Consider the following 20821-nt stretch of genomic DNA (forward strand, 5'->3'; position numbering starts at 1 on the left):
CCGGAGAGTCTATGCGACGGCTTGCCTCGGTTAAGCGCTCACACAGGTGGACCGGTCGGAATCGTCGCGAGCGAGGGACCGGAGATCGGGACGATCGTCGGCTGCGCTCCTCCGTTCAGGACCAGCAGCCGATCCCATGATGTGACGGGGCGCTTCTGACCGTCGCGAAGCTGGAAGACGGTCGCCAGGTTCGGGTCCTTGGCGAAGAAGGCACCAGGAGTACTGGTCGGTGATGCGGGCAGCGCGCCGCAGGTCAGGGGGTCCAGCAACGTAGCCGCAAGCCCCAGCCCACCGGGGTCAGCGATCCGCCAGATCATGCCCTGGCCGCCGATCACGAAGGCGCCAGAGGGACCGCACCGGAGCACGATGCGAAGCAGGTCGGACGACGGGGTATACCCGGCGAGACGTTCGTTCGATTGCGTGGAATAGCCGGACGAACCCAGTTCAGCGGCAACCCCGAAGGACCCGACTGGAACCAGTCGCGAGGTTCCGTCCACCATGTAGACCTGAGGCGAAGCCGCCGATTTGACGAGCGCGCCAGGTTTGAGAAGCGGGGCGCCCCTCGGGATCGCGGAGAGCGCAGGGACGCCCATGGTCACGATCACCGGCGAGCGGTTGGCGTTCAACACGATAAGGGTGTCCATCGCATCGATGGGCCGCGCGACGCCCCCGCTGATCATGTAGACATCGGGCGCGAGTGCGGACTTCGCGAAGAGGGGACCGTCCTGCGTGAGCCCGTTGCGGGGCAGTGCCCCGCAGGTCATCGGATCCGCCGCCGTGATCTGCAGGCCGGACGAGGCGGCCTGGGTGAGTCGGGTGAGTTGTCCGTTCCCTCCGATGTAGGTGGCACCGGCGCAGTCCAAGATCGTGGACAGGATCCCGGCTCGGACCGGGTACGAGGCGAGGGTCGAGTCGACCTCGGTCGTCCACCCGCGGCTGCCCAGTTCGGCCGCGACGTCGAACGATCCGACCGGGATCCTCGCCGCAGTGCCGTCCACGAGGAATATCTGCGGCGACAAGGCGGACTTCACGAGCGAGCCCGGGCCGAGGACCGGGGCGCCGGTTCGGAACGATGCGAGTCTGGCGTCGGGGATCGCGACCACGTGTGGTGACACACGCGCATTGAGGGCAGTGACGATCGCCCACGTCGCGACGGGCCGCTTGGCGCCGCTACCGACGTAGTAGACGAGCGGCGACGCCGCGGACTTGACGAACGGCCCGATGGGCGCCCCGACTGGAAACTTCGCGAGTTGGGAGGGCAAGAGATCTGTCACTCCCGCACAGCTGAATCCGAGCGAGCCGGCTAGTTCGCAGCTCGGCACGTAGTGCCGCGCACCAGCATCCACGAGGAACACCTCGCTCGTGATCGGATCCCTGATCATCCCGTTGTACGTGCCGGCCACCGTCAATGAGTCGATGTAGCTCCGCGCCACCGTTTGGTAGGGGAAGAGCGGTCGCAGACTCTCGAGCGCCGACGCATCTGGCACGCGCACGCGCTTCGTACCGACGACGAGCCAAACCTCTGAGGAGTCGGCCGCCAGCACGAGGTCGGCCGTCATCAGGGTGCTGCCGAACCAGTCGCTGAAGATGCGCCAGAAGTTCCGGTTGCCGTACGCCGAGCAGCCGTCGCCCGTGCCGTACAGGTTGGCGAGGGCGGCGGCGTTCGGCCGGTACGGCGTGTAGATGTAGAGCGCGGCCGTCGCCTGGTTCTCGATGAAGACCGTGGACGCGCCGCACGCGGCGTTGGGGTGCCATTGGATGGTGTTGTTGCGACCCGCCTGGTAGCGCCAGTTCCCCGGGTTCGCCTGGTAGTTCTTGAACTGGTGGGCGGCGTTGTACACCTGGTTGTAGAAGCCGTAGTACTCGGCGTCGCAGGGTGCGGTGTCCGGGCACCCGTAGCCCGTCGCGCTCCGAAACTGGCGTGCCGACGGCCAGTCGTCGGAGACGAGCGCCTGCTCCTTCTCGAGGAGCGTGATCATGACCTGGGGGTTGATGCCGCACGCCTGGCTGACGAGGTAGATGATCGTGGCAGCCGACTGGTTCCCGCCGGGGTAGCTCGAGCACCGGGCATCCGCCGCACGGGAGAACGTGGTCTCTCGATAGTCCTTCAGGCAGGTGTAGCCCGCCCGGCAGGTCGGCACCTTCATCCGGAGGAACGCGTCGATCTGCGACTCGGTCATCGCGCCCTGGTTGTAGAAGACGCCGTCGCTGATGATGTGGCCGGCGTTGAACTGCGATCCGTCGAGCGCCTCGGCGTCGGACTCGCCCGGCCCCGGCGCGATCAGCGCACCCAGCAACGCGATCACCGCGATCACCGCCCAGCGCAGCGACCGAGACGGCCTCCTGACCGTCTCCCCATCGCGCCGATCGTTCGTGTTCCCCCGCACGGTTCCCCCTCCCGCGTGGTTCGAGTATTCCACGGGGACCGCTCTGAACACAGGATCATCGCCCCGTGGCGCCCGTGCGCGGCGTCCGGCGGCTGCGGCCTCGGCGAATAGAATGGTGTGTCCGCCCCGTCACGACCGAGGTTTCCTGTTGCCCAATTCCCGGCTGCTCATCGACGCCACAGCACTCCCCTCGGACAAGGGCGGCGTCGGCCGGTACGTCGAAGGGTTGCTCGGCGCGCTGGATCGGATCGCGCCCGCCTCGATCGTCGTGGCGTGCCAGCAGCGCGACGCGGACGCGTACGTCGCCGCGTATCCCGGGCTCCGGATCGTCCCGATCTCCCCCGGTACGCGCGTCGCGGGCTCCGCCTGCTCTGGGAGCAGGTGTCGCTGCCTCGCCTGGCTCGGCGCGAGGGGGTCGACGTCGTGCTCTCCCCGCACTACACGATGCCGCTGGTCGGACGCTTCCGTCGCGTCGTGACCCTGCACGACGCGACGTTCTTCAGCGATGCCGGCCTCCACCTCCCCGTGAAGGCCGCCTTCTTCCGGACCTGGATCAGGTACGCGCTCCGGCACGCGGACGCGGTCGTGGTGCCGAGCGCCGCGACGGCGTCCGAGCTGCGCCGCTTCGTCCCGCGCCAGTCCGCCGCGGTGCACATCGCGCACCACGGCGTCGACTTCGACGTGTTCCGGGTCCCGACGCCGTCCGAGCTGGTGGCGGTCCGGTCCTCCCTCGGCATCGGCGACCGCCCCTACGTCGCGTTCCTCGGCACGCTCGAACCCCGGAAGAACGTCACGGCCCTCATCGACGCCATGCCGGCGGTGGCGGAGCGGCTCGGCCCGGAGACGCCGGCGCTCATCCTCGCCGGCGCCACGGGCTGGGATTCGGCGATCGACGAGGCGATTGACCGCACGTCCCGCGATGCCACCGTCCTGAAGCCCGGGTACTTGCCGCTCGAGCAGCTCCGCGCGTTCCTGAACGGCGCCCTCGCGGTCGTGTACCCGAGCCTCGGCGAGGGATTCGGACTGCCAGTGGTCGAGGCGATGGCCAGCGGCGCCTACGTCATCACGACGCGGCGGCTGGCGCTGCCCGAGGTGGGCGGCGACGCGGTCGACTACAGCGACGTCGATGCCCGCTCGATCGCCGATCGAATCCTCGTCGCCGCCGGTGATCCGGTGACGACGCAGCGCCTGCGCGAGGCTGCGGAGTCGCGGGCGAGCACGTTCACCTGGGAGGCGAGCGCCCGGGTCCACCTGGCGGCCGCCGATCTCGTCGGATCGGAGGCGATCGATGGCTGAGCTCGCGGTCATCACGGTGACGTACCGCTCGTCCTCGGTGCTCGACGCGTTCCTCTCGAGCCTGGCCGAGGCGACCGAGGCGCCGATCGAGGTGCACGTCGCCGACAACAGCGTGGGCACCGATCCGTCCCTGCGCGACGTCGTCGCGTCCCACCCCGAGGTGCTGCTGCACGAGCTCGCCGAGAACGGCGGGTACGGGACGGCGATCAACGCGGTCGCGCGAACGGTCGGACCGGACATCCGCTGGCTCGTGATCGTCAACCCGGACGTCGAATTCGCACCCGGCAGCATCGACCTGCTGGTCGATGCGGCGACGCGCCACCCGAGGGGCGGCGCGTTCGGACCAACTATCCTGACCGCCGACGGCGAGGTCTACCCCTCCGCCCGAAGCCAGCCCTCGCTGCGCATCGGCGTGGGCCATGCCCTCGCCCACTCCCTCTGGCCGGACAACCCTTGGTCGCGCCGGTACCTGCTCCACGAGCGCGAGCGGGTGGAACGGCCGGCGGGATGGCTCTCCGGGGCGTGTCTGCTCGTCTCGCGGGACGCGTTCGAGGAGGTCGACGGGTTCGACGAGCGGTTCTTCATGTACTTCGAGGACGTCGACCTCGGCCGCCGCCTCGCGCAGGCGTCCTGGGAGAACGTGTACGTCCCGTCCGCCACCGTCACGCACGCGGGTGCGCACTCCACCGACCAGGCCCGCGAGCGCATGGTCAAGGCGCACCACGACAGCGCCTACCTCTACCTCCGGAACCGGTATCCGGGGCGGAGGAACGCTCCGCTCCGACTCGCGCTGCGGTTCGGACTCTCCGTCCGCGCGCGAGTGTTCAGCCGCCGGTCAGCAGCCCGACAGTAGGATCGGATCGATCTTGAGCACCCCCTCCCCCACCGAACCAGAGGCACGAACGAGCATGACGTCATCCCCGCCGCCGGACGAGGTCCCGCAGCCGCCAGCCGGCATGCAGGGCGCCCCCGGCCTGATGCTGCGCATCGTCAAGGACTACCGCGTCGCGTTCCTGATCGTGGGCACGATGAACACGGTGATCGGCTTCGCGTGGTTCGCCCTCTTCCAGGCGACGGTGGGCCAGCTCTACGGGTACATGGTCACGCTCGTGTGCGCCCACGTGGCGAGCGTGCTCTGCGCGTTCGTGCTCTACCGCCGCTTCGTCTTCCGCGTCCGCGGGCACCTGTTCCGCGACCTCGCCCGGTTCTGGTCGGTCTACCTCGTCTCCCTCGGCATCAACGCGGCACTGCTGCCGCTGCTGGTCGAGTTCGCGCATCTCGAGCCGATCATCGCGCAGGCGCTCATCGTGTTCGTCACCACGCTCGTCAGCTTCTTCGGTCACCGCGACTTCTCCTTCCGCCGCCCCCGCCCGCACAAGGGCATGACCAACGAGGAGCCGGCGCAATGACCCGGGTTTCGATCGTCGTCCCCGCCTACAACAACGCGGACCACATCGAGGAGACGCTGCATTCGATCGTGTCCCAGACGCACGCCGATCTGGAGATCATCGTGGCGGACCACTCGTCGACGGACGGCACCAGGGCTGTCGTCGAGCGGTTCGCGGACGACCCGCGCCTCACCATCGTGGACACGCCCTCGGGCGGCGGGGCCCCGCGCAACTGGGATCGCGTGACGCAGCTAGCCACCGGCGACTTCATCAAGCTCGTGTGCGGAGACGACCTCCTCGACCCGACGATCGTCGAGCGCCAGGTCGCCGTGCTCTCCGAGGACGACCGTGTGGCCCTGACGTCCGTGCGCCGCAGCATCGTCGACGCCGAGAGCCGGCCCGTGATCCGGGCGCGCGGTCTCGGCGGCGCACTCAACGGGCGCGTGCCGGGCACGCAGGCGATCCGCGCCACCGTCCGGGCGGGCAGCAACCTGCTCGGCGAGCCGGCGTGCGTCATGATGCGCCGCGATGCGCTCGAGGCGGCCGGATTCTGGGATCCGCGGTTCCCGTACCTCATCGACGAAGCCACCTATGCCCGCGTCCTGCTCACGGGGGACTTCGTGGGCATCCCCGAGCCGCTGGCATCCTTCCGGATCAGCCAGTCGCAGTGGAGCGTCGCCCTCACCAAGCAGCAGTACGAGCAGGCCGCGGGCTTCCACCGGTGGATGCACGACACCCGCCCGGACGTGGTGAGCCGGAGCGACCTGGCCGTCGGCAACGCGCTCGCCCGCGCGAACGCCAGCGGACGACGACTCACCTACGTCGCGCTCCAGCGTCGCATGAGCAAGTCCGCATGAGACGGGTCGCCCACGCGATCCACGTGGCGTGGACGCGGAACGACCTCCTGCTCTACGCCTTCACGGCGATCGCGACGTTCGCCGTCACCTGGTTCGCCCTCGATCTCGGTGCGGCACGCCTCGACGTGCCGTTCGAGTACAGCGGCGACGCCCTCGCCGTCGGTGCCCACGTCAAGACCACCCTCGAGACGGGTTGGTACGAGTTCCAGTCGCTCCTCGGCGCCCCCTTCGGCCAGACGTACAACGACTTCCCGCAGGCCGACAACCTCCACCTCATGGTCGTCAAGGTCATCGGCCTGTTCACGAACGACTGGGCCGTCGCCCTGAACGTGTACTACATCGTCGGGTTCCTCCTCGTCGCGCTCGCCGCGATCTGGTTCTTCCGGCTCCTCGGGATCGGCCGGCTCCTCTCGTCCGCGCTCTCGATCGCGTTCGCCATCGCCCCGTACCACTTCATGCGCGGCGAGGGCCACCTGTGGCTCGCCTCGTACTACGGGGTTCCGCTCGGCATCGGCCTGCTGGTGCTCCTGCTCCAGCGGCGACCCCTCTGGGGCCGGGGGTCCGCCCGCAACCCGGTCGTAGCGTGGATCCTGAGTCCCGCGACCCGGACCATTCTCTTCGTCGCGATCCTCGTCACCTCCGGCTCGTACTACGGGATCTTCTTCCTCGTCCTGCTCGCGGTCACGGGCATCGCCGTCCTGATCCGGGATCGCGACTGGCGGTCGTTCTGGGGCGCGGTCGCGGCCGGGGTCGTCGCGGTCGGCGTCCTGCTCGCGAACATGCTGCCGGACCTCGTCTACGGATGGGTGAACGGCCCCAATCCCGGCGGCCTCGAGCGGAACCCGGTCGAGTCGGAGATCTACGCCCTGAAGCTCACGCAGCTGCTGATGCCGTGGCCCGGTCACCGCATCCCGTTCCTGCATACTGCGCGTGCCGCGTACGACGACCACTATCCGCTCCTCTCCGAACGGCCCGCCCTCGGGGCCCTCGGCGCGCTCGGACTCACAGTCGGGTTCCTGGTACTGGCCTACCTCGCCTTCGCGTGGCGCGACATGCAGCGGCGAACCGCCCCGGCGAAGCAGCTCATCGAGCGCGTCGGATGGCTCTCGGGACTGATGTTCACGGCGTTCCTGCTCTCGACCGTCGGAGGGCTCTCGACCGTCATCTCGTTCGCCACATCGGCACTCCGCGGGTGGAACCGGATGTCCATCGTGATCGCGCTGCTCGCGCTCGGGATCGTCGGCCTCTTGCTGGACGCGCTCCTGCGGAAGCTCGGACGCCGATGGAGCTGGGGCACCGTGCGGCGGGCGATCGCGTCCGCGGTCGCGGCGGCGCTGCTCGTCGGCGTCGCCTTCGTCGATCAGACGCCGGCCGACCTCACCGCGTCCCGCGCCGCGGCGGCCGAGGCCTTCGCGGCGGATGCCGCGTGGATCGACGACGTCGACGACCAGCTCGAGCCCGGGGCGATGGTGCTCCAGCTGCCCTACGTCCCGTTCCCCGAGAGCGCGTCCGCCACGGGGGTGCTCGGCTCCGAGGAACTGGTCCCGTACCTCCATTCGACCGACATCCGCTGGTCGGGGGCCGGCATCAAGGGACGTCCGCGAAGCGACTACCCGCGGGCGCTCGAGCAGTTCCCGGGCGACGACGTCGCCGTCCTCGCTGCGACGGCCGGCTTCGACGGCATCATGGTCGATCGACGGGCAGCGGTCGAACCGACCGACGAACTCGAGGAGGGGATCAGCGCCGCCACCGGGGAGGCGCCCCTCGAGAGCCCGAACGAGCGGTACGCGTTCTTCTCGGTCGCGGGGCTGAAGTCGTCGATCGAGTCCAGCACCACGGCCGACGAGCGCGCCCGCGTCACGGAGCTGGTCACGGACCCGGTCACGGTCTATCCCTCCGAGGGGTTCACGGTCGGCACGGCCGAGGACGGCTATCCGCAGTACACGACCGTCCTGCCCGAAGCCGAGCTCCGGCTCGTCAACCCGTCGGACGGCGACGTGGCGGCCACGATCGTCTTCACCGCCGTGAGCGATGAGGAGGCCCGCTCCGAGGCGCACGTGCTCGGGCTCACGGTGCCGGTGTCCTCGTCTCCCGAGCCCGGTACCGCGCAGACCAGCTTCCACCTCACGGTCCCGGCGGGAACGCACGAACTCGGGATCGAGAACGGCACCGGCGGCCGGCTCGTCATCGAGAATCCCCGTGTGGTCCCGGACGAGGTGACCTCGTACCTCGATCGGGTCGCAGGCGTTCGATGACGCCGCCGTCCATCCCGACCGCCCGAACCCCAGATGCTAGGCTCGTCAGTCGTGCCAGAGCGGAGTGAACCAGTGAACGCATCCCCGCACTCGATCTCGATCGTCATCCCCGTCTACCAGGGGGAGCGGACGCTGGCATCCGTCATCGACGAGATCCTCCCGATGGCTCAGCCGACCGTCACCCCCGAGGGCAACGAGTTCGTGGTCGTCGAGGTCCTGCTGGTCTACGACAACGGCCCGGACCAGAGCGACCGCGTCATGCGGGAGCTCGAGCAGACGAACGAGATCGTCCGCAACGTCTGGCTGAGCCGGAACTTCGGACAGCACGCGGCGACGCTCGCCGGCATGGCCTCCAGCGGCGGCGACTGGATCGTGACGCTGGACGAGGACGGACAGCACGATCCGAGCGAGATCTCTACCATGCTCGACAGCGCGCTCCGGCAGCGGGCGGATGTCGTCTACGCGAAGCCGACGAACGAGGCGCCGCACGGTTTCTTCCGGAACACCGCATCGAAAACCGCGAAGTGGGTGCTCACGAAGGTGTTCGGCAACCCGAACGCTCCGGAATACCAGAGCTACCGGCTGGTGCTCGGCTCAATCGGCCGGAGCGTGGCGGCGTACTCGGGGTCGGGTGTGTACCTCGACGTCGCCATGGGCTGGGTGGCCTCGAAGATCGTCACCTCGCCCGCCGTCCTGCGCGACGAGGGCGACCGCACGTCGGGCTACTCGCTCACCAGGCTCATCTCGCACTTCCGGCGCATGGTCGTCTCGAGCGGAACCAGGGGCCTCCGGCTGGTCACCGGCCTCGGAGTGGTCATCGCCGTCATCGGGTTGATCATGGCGCTGTTCGTCCTGATCGAACGCCTGATGGGTGCCGTCGACGCCGAAGGTTGGGCGTCGATCATCGTCGTCCTCCTCCTGACCTCCGGCGCGATCCTCTTCTCCCTCGGCATCATCGCCGAGTACATCGGGGTCAACGTCAACATGGCCATGGGCAAGCCTCCATACCTGATCACGTCCGACCCTGCGAATGGACCGCTGAATCGACCGCGCCGCCGATCGTGATGCGTCGTCTCGCGTGGGTCGTCGGCGGCAGCGGACTGCTCGGGTCGGCGGTCCGCCGGTCGATCGCGATGCGCCCGGACTGGAGCCTCGCCGCTGCGCCCGGCCTCCCATGGGCGGACGATGAGGCGCTCAGGCTCGCCGCTCGTTCGACCGCCCGACGACTGGTCGAGGACGCCGGTCGCGACGGTGCATCCTGGGCCGTGATCTGGGCCGGCGGTTCCGTCGTCACGTCGAGTTCGAACGGAAGCGGTCGATGCGGAGCTCGCCCAGTTCCGGCTCGTCGTCGACGAGATCGCGGACGCCGCACGGGACTCGTCGGCACCGGGGGCGTTCTTCTACGCCTCCTCGGCCGGCGGCGTCTACGCGGGGTCCGCGTCGCCTCCGTTCACGGAGCAGACGCCGATCGCTCCGCTCTCGCCCTACGGAAGGTTCAAGGCGGAGGCGGAGGCGGTCGTCGACCGCACGCTCACGCCCGTCGGGGTTTCGTCCGTCGCAGGTCGCATCTCGAACCTGTACGGACCGGGACAGCGGCTCGACAAGCCCCAGGGGCTCATCTCCCACCTCGCACGCGCGCAGTTCACGCCCACCCCGACGTCGATCTACGTCCCGCTCGACACCTTGCGGGACTACCTGTACATCTACGACTGCGCGGAACTCATCCTGGACGTCGTCGATCGGGCTCTCGATCGTTCCGACGGCTCGACGCCGTCGATGACGGTGAAGAACCTCATCTCGGGCCGCGCCGTGACGATCAGCGCGCTGCTCGGCGTGATGCGGAGCATCGTGAAGGCCCATCCTCACGTGATGCTGGGCGCATCGGCGTCCGCTGCGTTCCAGGCGGTCGATCTGCGGTTGGCGAGCGTCGTGTGGCCGGACCTCGATGCGAGGACGCTGACGACGCTCGACGTGGGCATCGACGCGACGCTGCGCGACGTGCTCGCCCGCGTGCAGGCCGCCGGCCGGTAGGCGGCCTCGACCGGCGGGCCTCGACGGCCCGCCGACGCGAGACGGAGACGCTCAGTCGAGGAGCGAGAAGAGGTAGCGACCGTAACCGCTCTTCTTCAGCGGCTCGGCGAGACGTCGCAGCTGTGCGTCGTCGATCCATCCCGCGCGCCAAGCGATCTCCTCGATGCAACCGATCTTGTTGCCCTGGCGATCCTCGATGACCTTGACGTACTCGCTCGCCTGCATCATCGACTCGAACGTGCCCGTGTCGAGCCAGGCCGTGCCCCGGTCGAGGATCTGCACCTTCAGGCGGCCTTCGTCGAGGTAGCGCTGGTTCACGGTAGAGATCTCGAGTTCGCCGCGAGCGCTCGGAGTGATCGACTTCGCGATCTCGACGACCTGGTTGTCGTAGAAGTACAGGCCGGGAACCGCGTAGTTGCTCTTCGGTCGAACGGGTTTCTCCTCGATGGAGAGGGCGCGGAACTCCTCGTCGAACTCGACGACGCCGTAGGCCTGCGGGTCGGAGACGTGGTACGCGAAGATCGTCGCGCCATCGATCTCGGAGTTGGCGCGGAGCGAGCTACCGAGCCCCGAGCCGTGGAAGATGTTGTCACCGAGGACCAGGGCGACGCCCTCGTCGCCGATGAACTCCTCGCCGATGATGAACGCCTGCGCCAGGCCGTCCGGCGATGGCTGGATCGCGTACTGCAGGTCGAGTCCGAGTTCCGAGCCGTCCCCGAGGAGCGCCCGGAACTGGGCGTTGTACTCCGGCGTGGTGATGATGAGGATCTCGCGGATGCCCGCCATCATGAGGGTCGACAGCGGGTAGTAGACCATCGGCTTGTCGTAGATGGGCATCAGCTGCTTCGAGATGCCCTTGGTGATCGGCCAGAGCCGGGTACCGGATCCGCCGGCGAGGATGATTCCGCGCATGTCAGTTCGCCTTTCCGAGGAGTGCGTAGAAGGAGCGGACGTCCTCCCACTGCGGCAGGAGTCCGTCGCGCTGTGCTTCGGCGAGCGTCGGCGCCTCCCGGTCCTTCGGCGAGAGGAGCAGCTCCTCGGAGGGGAGTCCGAAGTCGAGGCCGATCTCGGGGTCGAGCGGGTCGACCCCGTGCTCGCGGCCCGGCGCGAACGTGCTGGATACGAGGTAGCTCACGGTCGCGTCATCCGTCAGGGCGACGAAGCAGTGCCCGAGGCCCTCGGAGATGTAGACGGCGCGACGATCGCGATCGTCGAGGAGGACCGAGTCCCACTGCCCGAAGGTGGGCGACCCGACCCTGATGTCGACGATGAAGTCGAGTACGGCGCCGCGCATCGCGGTGACGTACTTCGCCTGCCCGGGTGGGACGTCCGCGAAGTGGATACCGCGGACGACACCGCGACGGGACACCGACACGTTGGCCTGCGCGATCTCGACGCGGTGTCCGATGACCTCCTCGAGCGCGTCGAACCGATACCACTCGAGGAACAGGCCGCGATCATCGCCGAACTGGTTCGGCGTGATCTCATAGCTGTCGGGGACGGCGAGTTCTCGGATGCGCACCGGTCGATCCTACCTGCAGGCCGGGCGTCCGGCCGCGGCAGGCGCTCACGGCACCCGACCGACCGAGGGGCCGACGGTAGACTCGTCGGAGGTCCCGATCGATTGGAACGCCCCTCCCATGAAGCTGCTCGTCACCGGCGGTGCCGGATTCATCGGCTCGAACTTCGTCCGCTACGTCCTCGCGAACACCGACCACTCGGTGACCGTGCTCGACAAGCTGACCTACGCCGGCAACCTCGCCTCGCTCGACGGACTCCCCGCCGACCGGTTCGCCTTCGTCCGAGGCGACATCTGCGACACCGAGCTCGTGGATCGCCTCTTCGCCGACCACGACGCCGTGGTGCACTACGCCGCCGAGAGCCACAACGACAACTCCCTCGCCGACCCCCGGCCGTTCCTCGACACGAATATCATCGGGACGTACACCCTCCTCGAGGCCGCCAGGCGGCATGATCGCCGGTTCCACCACATCTCCACCGACGAGGTCTACGGCGACCTCGAGCTCGACGACCCCGCGAAGTTCACCGAACTTACGCCGTACAACCCCTCGAGCCCGTACTCCTCGACGAAAGCGGGCAGCGACCTGCTCGTGCGCGCCTGGGTGCGCTCGTTCGGTGTGCAGGCCACCATCTCCAACTGCTCGAACAACTACGGCCCCTACCAGCACGTCGAGAAGTTCATCCCCCGACAGATCACGAACGTGCTGCGCGGCGAGCGCCCCAAGCTGTACGGCACGGGCCAGAACGTGCGCGACTGGATCCACGCCGACGACCACTCGTCGGCGGTCCTCACCATCCTGGAGCGAGGCGAGATCGGCGAGACCTACCTCATCGGCGCGAACGGTGAGCGGAACAACAAGGACGTCGTGGAGCTGATCCTCTCGCAGCTCGGCCGTCCTGCTGACGCCTACGACCTCGTCGTCGACCGTCCGGGCCACGATTTGAGGTACGCGATCGACTCGACCCGGCTCCGGAGCGAACTGGGCTGGGCCCCGGCATTCGAGGACTTCGAGGCCGGCCTCGCCGACACCATCGCCTGGTACCGCGACAACGAGGCGTGGTGGGCGCCTCAGAAGGACGCGACCGAGGCGAAGTACTCCGCCCAGGGCCAGTGACCGGCATGCGGATCCTGGTCACCGGCGCGGGCGGCATGCTCGCTCGCGACCTCGTCGAGGCGCTCGGCGGCCATGGGGTCACGGCGCTCGGTCGTGCCGCGCTCGACATCACCGACCGCGATGCGGTGCGTGCGGCGGTGGCAGGGCACGACGTGATCGTGAACACTGCGGCCTACACGGATGTGGACGCGGCGGAGACCTCGGAGGACCTCGCCCACGCGGTCAACGCCCAGGGTCCAGCCTTCCTGGCGGCGAGCGCCCGGGAGCACGGTGCCCGACTGATCCACGTTTCGACCGATTACGTCTTCGGGGGCGACGCGACCGAGCCGTACTCGGAGGCCGCACCCGTCGCACCGAGGTCCGCGTACGGACGCACCAAGGCCGACGGCGAGCGGCTCGCCCGGGAACTCCACCCGGATGGGACGAGCATCGTGCGGACGGCCTGGTTGTACGGGCGCCACGGCTCGAACTTCGCGCGCACCATGCTCCGGCTCGCCGCGGAGCGGGAGACCTGGCAGGTGGTCGACGACCAGGTCGGGCAGCCGACGTGGTCTGCCGATCTCGCCGGGCGCATCGTCGAGATGATCGACCGCGACGTCCCCGCCGGCATCTACCACGGCACGAACTCCGGGTCGACGACCTGGTTCGGCTTCGCGCAGGCGGTGTTGGAGGAGTCGGGCCTGGATCCAGCGCGGATCTCGCCGACCGACAGTTCGTCGTTCGTCCGGCCCGCACCTCGCCCGGCGTACTCCGTGCTCGGCCACGCCGGGTGGGCGGCGGTGGGCCTGAGCCCGATGCGGCCCTGGGATGCCGCCCTCGCAGACGCGGTCGCGACGGGCGCGCTGTCGGGATGATCCCGCCGGGACGTCTGCGATGACCAGGACGCTCGAGGTCGTCCTCGACCAGCTCATCGCTCCGGTTCCAGGAGGGATCGGCCGATACACCAAGGAGCTCGGACGCGCCTTGACGGCGACCGCTCCCCCGGACTGGGAGGTGGCCGGGCTGCTCTCGATGACGAGTACGGCGGACGTCCGCGCGATCGAGCTGGAGGTTCCCGGGCTCGCCGGTATCCGCCGCACCCCATTGGAACGTCGGCTCCTCGCGCGCGCGTGGGAGCGCGGCCTCGGTGTCGGGCGGAGGCCCGGCACGAGCCTCCACGCGACGAGCCTGCTCGCTCCCCTCCGCGCGCGGCGCCGCGGCGACGCCCCGACGGTCGTCACCGTGCACGACGTCGTCCCGTGGACGCACCCGGAGACGCTCACCCCGCGGGGCGCGGGCTGGCATCGGATCATGGCCGAACGCGCCGCGAGGTTCGCCGATGCGGTGGTCGTCCCGACGCGGGCCGTGGCCGACCGGCTCGGCGACCTGCTGCCGTTCGGCGACCGGCTCCACGTGGTCCCGGGCGCGGCCAGTTCGGACCTGGCGCTGCCCACGGACGCCGGCGTTCGGGCGGACGCGCTCGCGCTGCCCGACCGCTTCGTGCTCGCCGTGGGCACCCTGGAGCCTCGGAAGGGGCTCGGCCGGCTCATCGAGGCATTCGGCGCCCGAGCGGCTGCGACGGACGTGCCGCTGCTCATCGCCGGCCCGGCCGGCTGGGGGACCTCGACGTCGCGGCGATGGCCTCGGCAGCCGGCGTCCCTGCCGGCGGCGTTCGGGTGCTGGGCCGCGTCTCCGAGGAGGACCTCGCCGTGCTCTACGCCCGTGCGACGGCCTTCGCGATGCCGAGCCTCGCCGAGGGGTTCGGCCTGCCGATCGTCGAGGCCTTCTCCCACGGCACCCCCGTCATCCACTCGGACGACCCCGCGCTCGTCGAGGTGGCCGGCGGAGCGGGTGTCACCGTGCCGATCGGCGACGGCGGGACGGCCTACGCCGACCGCCTCGCCCACGCCATCGCCGCGGTCGTGGACGACGAACGCGCTCGAGACCGGCTCGGCCGGCTCGGCGTCGAACGCGCGCGCGCGTTCGATTGGCGGGAGTCCGCCGATCGTGTGTGGGCGCTGCATCGCGAACTCGCCTGACGCGCCGCGCTCCCGTCAGCCTGCAGCCGGTTCCTCGGTCTCGGGCAGCAGGACCTGCGCATCGATGAGCTCGCGCGCGTAGGCCCAGTCCGGCTCCTCCGGATCGAAGTCCGGCGGAACGAGCGCGACCCGGACCACCGGGAGTTCCTTGGTCTTCGAGGCGAGGTCGACGAAGTAGCCCAGCATCGATTGCGGGATGTCGGTCTTCACGACCTGTGCTCCGGCCGTGGCCACCGCCTGGAACTTCGAGAGCACGTTCGCCGGGTTGAACTGGTGGAGGATCGCGTCCTGGAGCTCGGCCTGTCGCGCCATCCGGTCGTAGTCGCTCGTCTCGTACCGCGAGCGGGCGTACCAGAGCGCGTGGTAGCCGTCCAGCACCTGCGTCCCGGGTTCGATCCACTCGGTGATCTCCACCGGTTCCCCGTCCTCGTCGTGCCCCGCCCCCATGGGGACGCGATCCGCGACGTCGATGGTGACCCCGCCGAGGGCGTCGACGAGGTCCGCGAACCCCTGCATGTCGATGATGACGTAGTACTGGATGTCCAGGCCCGTGATGCCTTCGACTGCATCGCGCATGGCCTCGATGCCGGGCTCGCTGCCGTTCGCGTCGGCGTCCGGGTACATCTCGGGGCTCTTCAACTCGACCTCGGTGTAGATCGAGTTCAGCATGCACGCGTCGACCTCGCACCCGTCGATGGCGCCGTAGCCCTCCGGGTACACGTCGTACAGCGGAGAGGACTCCGGGAACGGGACGTCTTCGAGGTTGCGGGGCAGCCCGATGGTCACGGCCTGTCCGGTGGTCGCGTCGATGCTCACCACGTTGACGCTGTCGGGCCGCATGCCCTCGCGATCGGGCCCCGCGTCTCCGCCCAGCAGCATGATGTTGTACCGGCCGTTCTCGTCGGGCGGAACGGGAGGACCCGATGCGAAGACGGCCGACAGGAAGCCGCTCGCGGTCGTCGCGATCACGGCACCGTAGGCAGCGCTCCCGGCGACGAACACCATGGCTGCGACGCCGAACGCGGCGATCAACGCCCTCGCGGACGGCTTCGCCTTGACCAGGCGCACGAGCCGCAGAGTGTCCAGCCCGAGGATCACCCAGAGCACCGCGTAGAACACGGCGGCGAGGGCGATGGCCCACAGCCCGAGGGTGCTCGTCACCGCCGTGTAGAAGACCGTCGGCCACGCGAGCCAGGCGACGATCGCCAGGAGCGCGAGGCCCCACAGCACGAGCGTCGCCCGCAGCCCGAAGCGGCCCAGCCGGCGGTTCCCGGCGAGCGATTGCGCCGATCCGGGAACGAGGAGGTTGAGCACCACGAGCCACCACCCGCGTCGCGTCATCACCTCGCGCGACGTGGTGTCGGGGAAGCGGATCGGGCTGGCGGCCAGGCTCATAGCGACCGCTTCAGCCGAACGTTCTTCTCCTCGACGGCGACGACGAGCGACGCGGCGAAGTCGTCGAGGCGCGCGGTGAGCGCGGCGTCCCCGCTGCCGAGCACGCGTGCGGCCAGGAGCCCGGCGTTCCGGGCGCCACCGATCGAGACGGTCGCGACGGGGATGCCCGCCGGCATCTGGACGATCGACAGCAGCGAGTCGAGCCCGTCGAGACGGGCGAGCGGGACCGGGACCCCGATGACGGGCAGCGTCGTGAGCGAGGCGAGCATGCCCGGAAGGTGCGCGGCACCGCCGGCCCCGGCGATGATGACCCGCAGCCCCCTGCCCGTGGCCTCGCGCCCATAGGACATGAGCTTCTCGGGCGTGCGGTGCGCCGACACGACCTCGACCTCGTACGGGATCGCGAACTCGGCGAGCGCCGCCGCCGCGTCCTGCATGACGTTCCAGTCGGAGTCGGAGCCCATAACGACGCCGACGATCGGGTTGGGGGTCTGCTCGGTCACCCGCCGATCCTACGATGGCGGGCCTGTGAGTTCACGCATGCCACGCGTCCCCCGGCGATCGGGGCGGAACCTCCGACGACCTCGACGCCGGACCACTAGGGTAGTCACTCGAACGGGGGTATTCGGGAGGAGCGGGATGCCGACTCGACTACGGGTGGTGGTCGATGCGCTGGTCGCGCCGGAGTCCGCCCACGCCGCCCGCTACACGCGCGACCTCACGCGCGCGCTCGTGCGCCGGGCACCGACCGGAACCGAGGTGGCGGGGATCGTCTCGTCGTCACCGCCATGGGAGTACGAGGAGATCGAACGACTCGTCCCGGGGTTGGTCGACCTCTACAAGACGTCGCTGTCGCGGCGGGAGCTCCGGGCCGCGTGGCAACTCGGCGTCACGACCTCCCCCGGCGGGGGCATCATCCATGCGCCCACCCTGCTCGCCCCGTTGCGCCGCTTGCCGAGCGAGGGCGACCAGGTCGTCGTGACCGTGCACGACCTGGACGCGGCGACGCATCCGGAGGCCCTGCCGAGCGGTGAGGCCGCCTGGCGCCGCGCGATGCTCAAGCGCGCGCGGCGCCGCGCCGACGCCGTCGTCGCGACCTCGCACGCGCTCGCCGCCGAACTCGACGAGAAGTACGGGTTCGGCAGCCGTCTCCGCGTGATCAGCCCCGCTGCCCGCTCCGGCATGGACGTACCGGGCGACGAGGAGCGGCGCGCGGCGCTGGCGCTACCCGACACCTACGTGCTGGCGGTCGGATCCCTCGATCCGCGCACCGGGATCCCGGACCTGCTCGCGGCGCTGTCCCGGCCCGGCGTGCCCGACGTACCGCTGGTGGTGGTCGGGCCGGCGGCCTGGGGCGACCGCCACCTCGCGGCCACGGCCGAGGCGCTCGGCGTGCGGCCGGGCCGGGTGCGCGTGCTCGACGGGTTGCCCGATGCGGAGTACGGCACCGTCCTCCGTCACGCCACCGCGTTCGTCGCACCGTCCCCCCGAGGCGGCGATCCGGCGCTCCTGATCGAAGCCTTCGCCGCGGGGCTCCCGGTCGTGCACACTGACGCGCCCGTGTTCCTCGAGACGGCCGCCGGTGCGGGCCTCGCGGTGCAGGCGAGCGATCGCGCACCGAGGCCGGACGCACTGGCGGACGCGCTCGGGCGAGTGCTCGAAGACGCCGATCTCGCCGGTCGACTCCACGTCGGCGCCCTCGATCGGGCGCGCGCGTTCAGCTGGGACGACGCCGCGGAGCGGGTCTGGCAACTGCACGCCGACCTCTGAGAGGCGCTCGCTCTAGCCCTGGAACACCGCCGCCGCCGCGCGGGCCTCGTACACGACCTCGTCGAGGTCGTCGCCGACCGCGGTGACGTGGCCGACCTTGCGGCCGGGGCGCGGGTCCTTGCCGTAGTTGTGCACCTTCGCGGTGGGGTGCCCGGCCATGGCGGCCGCGTAGCGGTCGGCGAGGCTGCCCTCCTCGGGCCCGCCGAGGATGTTCACCATGACCGACCACGACCGGTGGGTGCCGGTGCCGCCGAGCGGGAGGTCGAGCACGGCCCGCAGGTGCTGCTCGAACTGGCCCGTGGTGGCGCCGTCCATCGACCAGTGCCCGCTGTTGTGCGGCCGCATGGCGAGCTCGTTCACGAGCACCCGGTCGTCGGTGGTCTCGAAGAGCTCGACGGCGAGCACGCCGGTGACGCCGACGCCCTCCGCGACGGCGATCGCGATGTCGGCGGCGACATCGGCGACCCGGCCCGCGGAGCGCGGCGCCGGCGCGATGACCTCGCTGCACACGCCGCCGACCTGCACGGTCTCGACGAGTGGCCACGCGGCCACCTCGCCGCTCGGGCGGCGGGCGACGAGCTGGGCGAGCTCGCGGCGGAACTCGACCTTCTCCTCCGCGAGGAGCGCGCCGTCGCGGCCGTCCTCGGCGATGGCGGCGAACCACTCGGCGACCTCGGCCGCCGAGCGCACGACGCGCACGCCCTTGCCGTCGTAGCCGCCCCGGGGGGTCTTCACGACCGCGGTGCCGCCGTGGTCGGCGATGAACGCGTCGAGCTCGGCCGGCGTGCGCACGCGCGCCCAGTCGGGAACCGGCAGGCCGAGCTCGGAGAGCCGCTCGCGCATGAGCAGCTTGTCCTGCGCGAACCGGAGCGCGTCGGGCCCGGGTCGCACGGCGACGCCGGCGTCGACGAGGGCGCGCAGCACGTCCTGCGGCACGTGCTCGTGGTCGAACGTGACGACGTCGACCTGCTCCGCGAAGTCGAGCACCGCGGCGACCTCGGTGTAGTCGCCGACGCGGTCGGCCGCGAGCGCCGCGGACATGCCGTCGGCCTCGGCGAACACCCGCAGGTCGACCCCGAGCTCGATGGCGGCGGGGATCATCATCCGCGCCAGCTGTCCTCCGCCGATCACTCCGACCCGCACTGCGCCCGCCTTCCGTCCGCTGATTCCGCGGCGCGAGCGCACCGCCTTCCCAGTCTACGTTCGCGCCGCGCGACTAGGATGTGCCGGTGACCCCGCGCGCCACCGCACTGCTCTCCCGGGCGTGGGAGGGGTTCGTCGCCTACCTGGTGAAGTTCGGCGTGGTGGGGGTCATCGGACTCGTCATCGACGTCGCGGTGTTCAACGCACTGCGCCTCGGCGTGCTCGGCGACGGCTGGGTGCAGTCGCCCCTCGGCGCGAAGACGGTGTCGACGAGCGTCGCCATCCTCTGCAACTGGCTCGGCAACCGCTACTGGACGTTCCGCGAGCATCGCCGGCGCGACTTCCTGCGCGAATTCGCGGAGTACGTGGTCGTCTCGCTCGGCGGCATGGCGATCTCGCTCGCGTGCCTCTGGATCAGCCACCACGTGCTCGGCCTCACGAACCTGCTGGCCGACAACATCTCGTCGAACGTCATCGGCCTCGGCCTTGGCACGGCGTTCCGGTTCCTGCTGTACCGCTACTGGGTGTGGGGGCGCCACCGGTCCGACGGGCTGTCGCCCGCGGCCCGCGTGGAGGAGGCGCAGCGCACCCTGTTCGAGGAGCCGCCGACGGATGCCACGGGCGCATCGGATGCCCCGGGCGGATCGGATGCCCCGGGCGGATCGGATGCCCCGAGCCGGTCGGAGGCGCCGAGCCGGTCGGAGGCGCCGAGCCGGTCGGAGGCCCCGGCCCGGTCCGAGGCCCCGAGCCTGCCGCGTCAGGCGCCGGCGCCGCCCGCGGGCTGGAACCACGGCGGGTAGACCGCGACGCGGGTCTTCGCCCCGACCGCGGCGAGCGCCTGGCGCACCCGGTCGCGCACCCGGTCGTTCGACACGCCGATGAGCGTGATCCGCTCGAACGGCACGCCGTCGGCGACGAGGAGCTCGGCCGAGTCGAGCCCGCTCCGCTCGTCGTCGCGGGTGAGGATGCGGAGCATCCGCTCGACCTGCTCCGGCTCGGCGACGATGCGCGCACCGGGGAGGGAGGCGTCGGTGTCGGCGAGCACGAGCGCGCCGGGCTGGCCGGCCCGGGCCCCGGCGGCCTGGCCGACGGTGGTGACGAGGAGCACGAACTCGGCGGCCCGGTGGTCGCCCGGTTCGAGCCGCGGGTCGGGCTCGCCGCTGCGGAGCGCGTCCCACAGGAGCGCGTCGGTGCTGAGGAAGAAGGGCACGTACTCGGCGATCGGCCGGTCGGTGCCGGCGAGTCCGGTCGACCGGCGGTACTCGCGCACGGCGGGGGCCGCGATGTCGACGACGGGGGCGGCTCCGGGCTCGCCGACGTCGGCCACGAGGCCGCCCGTGCCGAGGATGCGCGCGAGGTTGTCGAGGTGCGTGACGTGATAGGCGCGGAGCGCACGGACGTCGACGGGCGGGGCATCCGACCGCAGCGAACGGGTGCCGCGCGAGGCGGGCGCACCGGCCGTCGGACGGACCGTGGCGCGCGGGGCGCGCGATGCGGTCACGCGGGCCGGCACCGCCTTGGGCTCCGGCTCGGGCGGCGGGAAGCAGATGGCGCAGAGTCCGTCGTCGAAGCCGTGGATGCACTCGTCTGCCAAGGGGTCCCTCTCGTCGCGGCCCGGCCTGGTCCGTCGGGCACCGCCCGAATA

General features: G+C 70.5%; 19 protein-coding genes and 2 pseudogenes. 14 read left to right on the top strand and 7 right to left on the bottom strand.

The annotated features are described in order from the left end of the window. Positions 1–38 precede the first annotated feature (38 nt). On the bottom strand, positions 39–2315 hold the full coding sequence (locus ACGGZK_RS16660) for a hypothetical protein (protein WP_395243738.1): 2277 nt from the start codon (positions 2313–2315) through the stop codon (positions 39–41). Between the two features lie 345 nt (positions 2316–2660). Here ACGGZK_RS16660 and ACGGZK_RS16665 point away from each other — a divergent pair, with 345 nt between their 5' ends. The 8 genes and pseudogenes from ACGGZK_RS16665 (at position 2661) to ACGGZK_RS16700 (ending at position 10214) form a co-directional block, all read left to right on the top strand. Further along, entirely contained in the window at positions 2661–3683 is a 1023-nt protein-coding gene (locus tag ACGGZK_RS16665) for a glycosyltransferase family 4 protein (RefSeq protein ID WP_395243739.1), read from the top strand. Next, a complete protein-coding gene (locus ACGGZK_RS16670; protein WP_395243740.1) occupies positions 3676–4536 on the top strand; it encodes a glycosyltransferase family 2 protein in 861 nt (286 codons plus the stop codon). The genes ACGGZK_RS16665 and ACGGZK_RS16670 overlap by 8 nt, the downstream gene beginning before the upstream one ends. Positions 4537–4591: 55 nt before the next feature. Beyond that, positions 4592–5092 carry a GtrA family protein gene (locus tag ACGGZK_RS16675; RefSeq protein ID WP_395243741.1) on the top strand — a complete coding sequence of 167 codons (501 nt, stop codon included), beginning with the start codon at positions 4592–4594 and terminating at the stop codon, positions 5090–5092. Next, positions 5089–5928 carry a glycosyltransferase family 2 protein gene (locus ACGGZK_RS16680; RefSeq protein ID WP_395243742.1) on the top strand — a complete coding sequence of 280 codons (840 nt, stop codon included), beginning with the start codon at positions 5089–5091 and terminating at the stop codon, positions 5926–5928. The genes ACGGZK_RS16675 and ACGGZK_RS16680 overlap by 4 nt, the downstream gene beginning before the upstream one ends. Next, positions 5925–8183 carry a hypothetical protein gene (locus ACGGZK_RS16685; protein WP_395243743.1) on the top strand — a complete coding sequence of 753 codons (2259 nt, stop codon included), beginning with the start codon at positions 5925–5927 and terminating at the stop codon, positions 8181–8183. Before ACGGZK_RS16680 ends, ACGGZK_RS16685 begins: the two co-directional genes overlap by 4 nt. 72 nt (positions 8184–8255) lie before the next feature. Next, on the top strand, positions 8256–9248 hold the full coding sequence (locus tag ACGGZK_RS16690) for a glycosyltransferase (protein WP_395243744.1): 993 nt from the start codon (positions 8256–8258) through the stop codon (positions 9246–9248). Between the two features lie 291 nt (positions 9249–9539). Then, positions 9540–9866, top strand: a pseudogene (locus ACGGZK_RS16695) (NAD-dependent epimerase/dehydratase family protein); the annotation flags it as partial. Further along, positions 9867–10214, top strand: a complete 348-nt coding sequence (locus ACGGZK_RS16700; protein WP_395243745.1) for a hypothetical protein — start codon at positions 9867–9869, stop codon at positions 10212–10214. It abuts the pseudogene before it with no gap. A 51-nt stretch (positions 10215–10265) separates the two neighbouring features. Here ACGGZK_RS16700 and rfbA read toward each other — a convergent pair whose 3' ends face one another. Then, the gene (rfbA, locus tag ACGGZK_RS16705) at positions 10266–11126 is read right to left on the bottom strand and encodes a glucose-1-phosphate thymidylyltransferase RfbA (protein WP_395243746.1); all 861 of its coding nucleotides are present in this window, start codon (positions 11124–11126) and stop codon (positions 10266–10268) included. 1 nt (position 11127) lies between these two features. Then, positions 11128–11736: a dTDP-4-dehydrorhamnose 3,5-epimerase family protein gene (locus ACGGZK_RS16710; RefSeq protein ID WP_395243747.1), complete on the bottom strand. Its 609-nt coding sequence runs from the start codon at positions 11734–11736 to the stop codon at positions 11128–11130. Between the two features lie 118 nt (positions 11737–11854). Between ACGGZK_RS16710 and rfbB the strand changes: the two genes are divergently transcribed. From rfbB to ACGGZK_RS16730, 4 genes and pseudogenes are all read left to right on the top strand, one after another. Then, positions 11855–12850 (top strand): dTDP-glucose 4,6-dehydratase, encoded by a 996-nt coding sequence (rfbB, locus tag ACGGZK_RS16715; RefSeq protein ID WP_395243748.1) that lies wholly within the window; start codon positions 11855–11857, stop codon positions 12848–12850. 5 nt (positions 12851–12855) lie between these two features. Continuing rightward, the gene (rfbD, locus tag ACGGZK_RS16720) at positions 12856–13704 is read left to right on the top strand and encodes a dTDP-4-dehydrorhamnose reductase (protein WP_395243749.1); all 849 of its coding nucleotides are present in this window, start codon (positions 12856–12858) and stop codon (positions 13702–13704) included. Positions 13705–13723: 19 nt separating this feature from the next. Continuing rightward, positions 13724–14194 (top strand): annotated as a pseudogene (locus ACGGZK_RS16725) (glycosyltransferase); the annotation flags it as partial. 272 nt (positions 14195–14466) lie between these two features. Continuing rightward, entirely contained in the window at positions 14467–14868 is a 402-nt protein-coding gene (locus ACGGZK_RS16730; protein WP_395243750.1) for a glycosyltransferase, read from the top strand. Positions 14869–14883: 15 nt separating this feature from the next. Here ACGGZK_RS16730 and ACGGZK_RS16735 read toward each other — a convergent pair whose 3' ends face one another. Together ACGGZK_RS16735 and purE are read right to left on the bottom strand one after the other, a co-directional pair. Then, positions 14884–16263, bottom strand: a complete 1380-nt coding sequence (locus ACGGZK_RS16735) for an LCP family protein (protein ID WP_395243751.1) — start codon at positions 16261–16263, stop codon at positions 14884–14886. Continuing rightward, positions 16260–16727, bottom strand: coding sequence for a 5-(carboxyamino)imidazole ribonucleotide mutase (gene purE / locus ACGGZK_RS16740; protein ID WP_395246115.1), 468 nt, complete (start codon positions 16725–16727; stop codon positions 16260–16262). Before purE ends, ACGGZK_RS16735 begins: the two co-directional genes overlap by 4 nt. 196 nt (positions 16728–16923) lie before the next feature. On the opposite strand from purE, the gene ACGGZK_RS16745 reads away from it, so the two are divergent. Then, the gene (locus ACGGZK_RS16745; protein WP_395243752.1) at positions 16924–18033 is read left to right on the top strand and encodes a glycosyltransferase family 4 protein; all 1110 of its coding nucleotides are present in this window, start codon (positions 16924–16926) and stop codon (positions 18031–18033) included. A gap of 12 nt (positions 18034–18045) precedes the next feature. Here ACGGZK_RS16745 and ACGGZK_RS16750 read toward each other — a convergent pair whose 3' ends face one another. Beyond that, the gene (locus ACGGZK_RS16750) at positions 18046–19176 is read right to left on the bottom strand and encodes a 5-(carboxyamino)imidazole ribonucleotide synthase (protein ID WP_395243753.1); all 1131 of its coding nucleotides are present in this window, start codon (positions 19174–19176) and stop codon (positions 18046–18048) included. Positions 19177–19262: 86 nt separating this feature from the next. Between ACGGZK_RS16750 and ACGGZK_RS16755 the strand changes: the two genes are divergently transcribed. Further along, the gene (locus ACGGZK_RS16755) at positions 19263–19976 is read left to right on the top strand and encodes a GtrA family protein (RefSeq protein ID WP_395243754.1); all 714 of its coding nucleotides are present in this window, start codon (positions 19263–19265) and stop codon (positions 19974–19976) included. Here ACGGZK_RS16755 and ACGGZK_RS16760 read toward each other — a convergent pair. Beyond that, positions 19934–20770, bottom strand: a complete 837-nt coding sequence (locus ACGGZK_RS16760) for a DarT ssDNA thymidine ADP-ribosyltransferase family protein (protein WP_395243755.1) — start codon at positions 20768–20770, stop codon at positions 19934–19936. The two genes, ACGGZK_RS16755 and ACGGZK_RS16760, sit on opposite strands and share 43 nt — an antisense overlap. Between the last annotated feature and the right edge of the window lie 51 nt (positions 20771–20821).

Origin of the sequence: Agromyces sp. MMS24-K17, from assembly GCF_043950245.1 — a bacterium.
GTDB lineage: Bacteria > Actinomycetota > Actinomycetes > Actinomycetales > Microbacteriaceae > Agromyces.

Coding starts and splice junctions, on each gene's coding strand:
- ACGGZK_RS16670 (WP_395243740.1), top strand. CDS start 3,676: ATGGCTGAGCTCGCGGTCATCACGGTGACGTACCGCTCGTCCTCGGTG.
- ACGGZK_RS16675 (WP_395243741.1), top strand. CDS start 4,592: ATGACGTCATCCCCGCCGCCGGACGAGGTCCCGCAGCCGCCAGCCGGC.
- ACGGZK_RS16680 (WP_395243742.1), top strand. CDS start 5,089: ATGACCCGGGTTTCGATCGTCGTCCCCGCCTACAACAACGCGGACCAC.
- ACGGZK_RS16685 (WP_395243743.1), top strand. CDS start 5,925: ATGAGACGGGTCGCCCACGCGATCCACGTGGCGTGGACGCGGAACGAC.
- rfbA (WP_395243746.1), bottom strand. CDS start 11,126: ATGCGCGGAATCATCCTCGCCGGCGGATCCGGTACCCGGCTCTGGCCG.
- rfbB (WP_395243748.1), top strand. CDS start 11,855: ATGAAGCTGCTCGTCACCGGCGGTGCCGGATTCATCGGCTCGAACTTC.
- rfbD (WP_395243749.1), top strand. CDS start 12,856: ATGCGGATCCTGGTCACCGGCGCGGGCGGCATGCTCGCTCGCGACCTC.
- ACGGZK_RS16730 (WP_395243750.1), top strand. CDS start 14,467: ATGGCCTCGGCAGCCGGCGTCCCTGCCGGCGGCGTTCGGGTGCTGGGC.
- ACGGZK_RS16735 (WP_395243751.1), bottom strand. CDS start 16,263: ATGAGCCTGGCCGCCAGCCCGATCCGCTTCCCCGACACCACGTCGCGC.
- purE (WP_395246115.1), bottom strand. CDS start 16,727: ATGGGCTCCGACTCCGACTGGAACGTCATGCAGGACGCGGCGGCGGCG.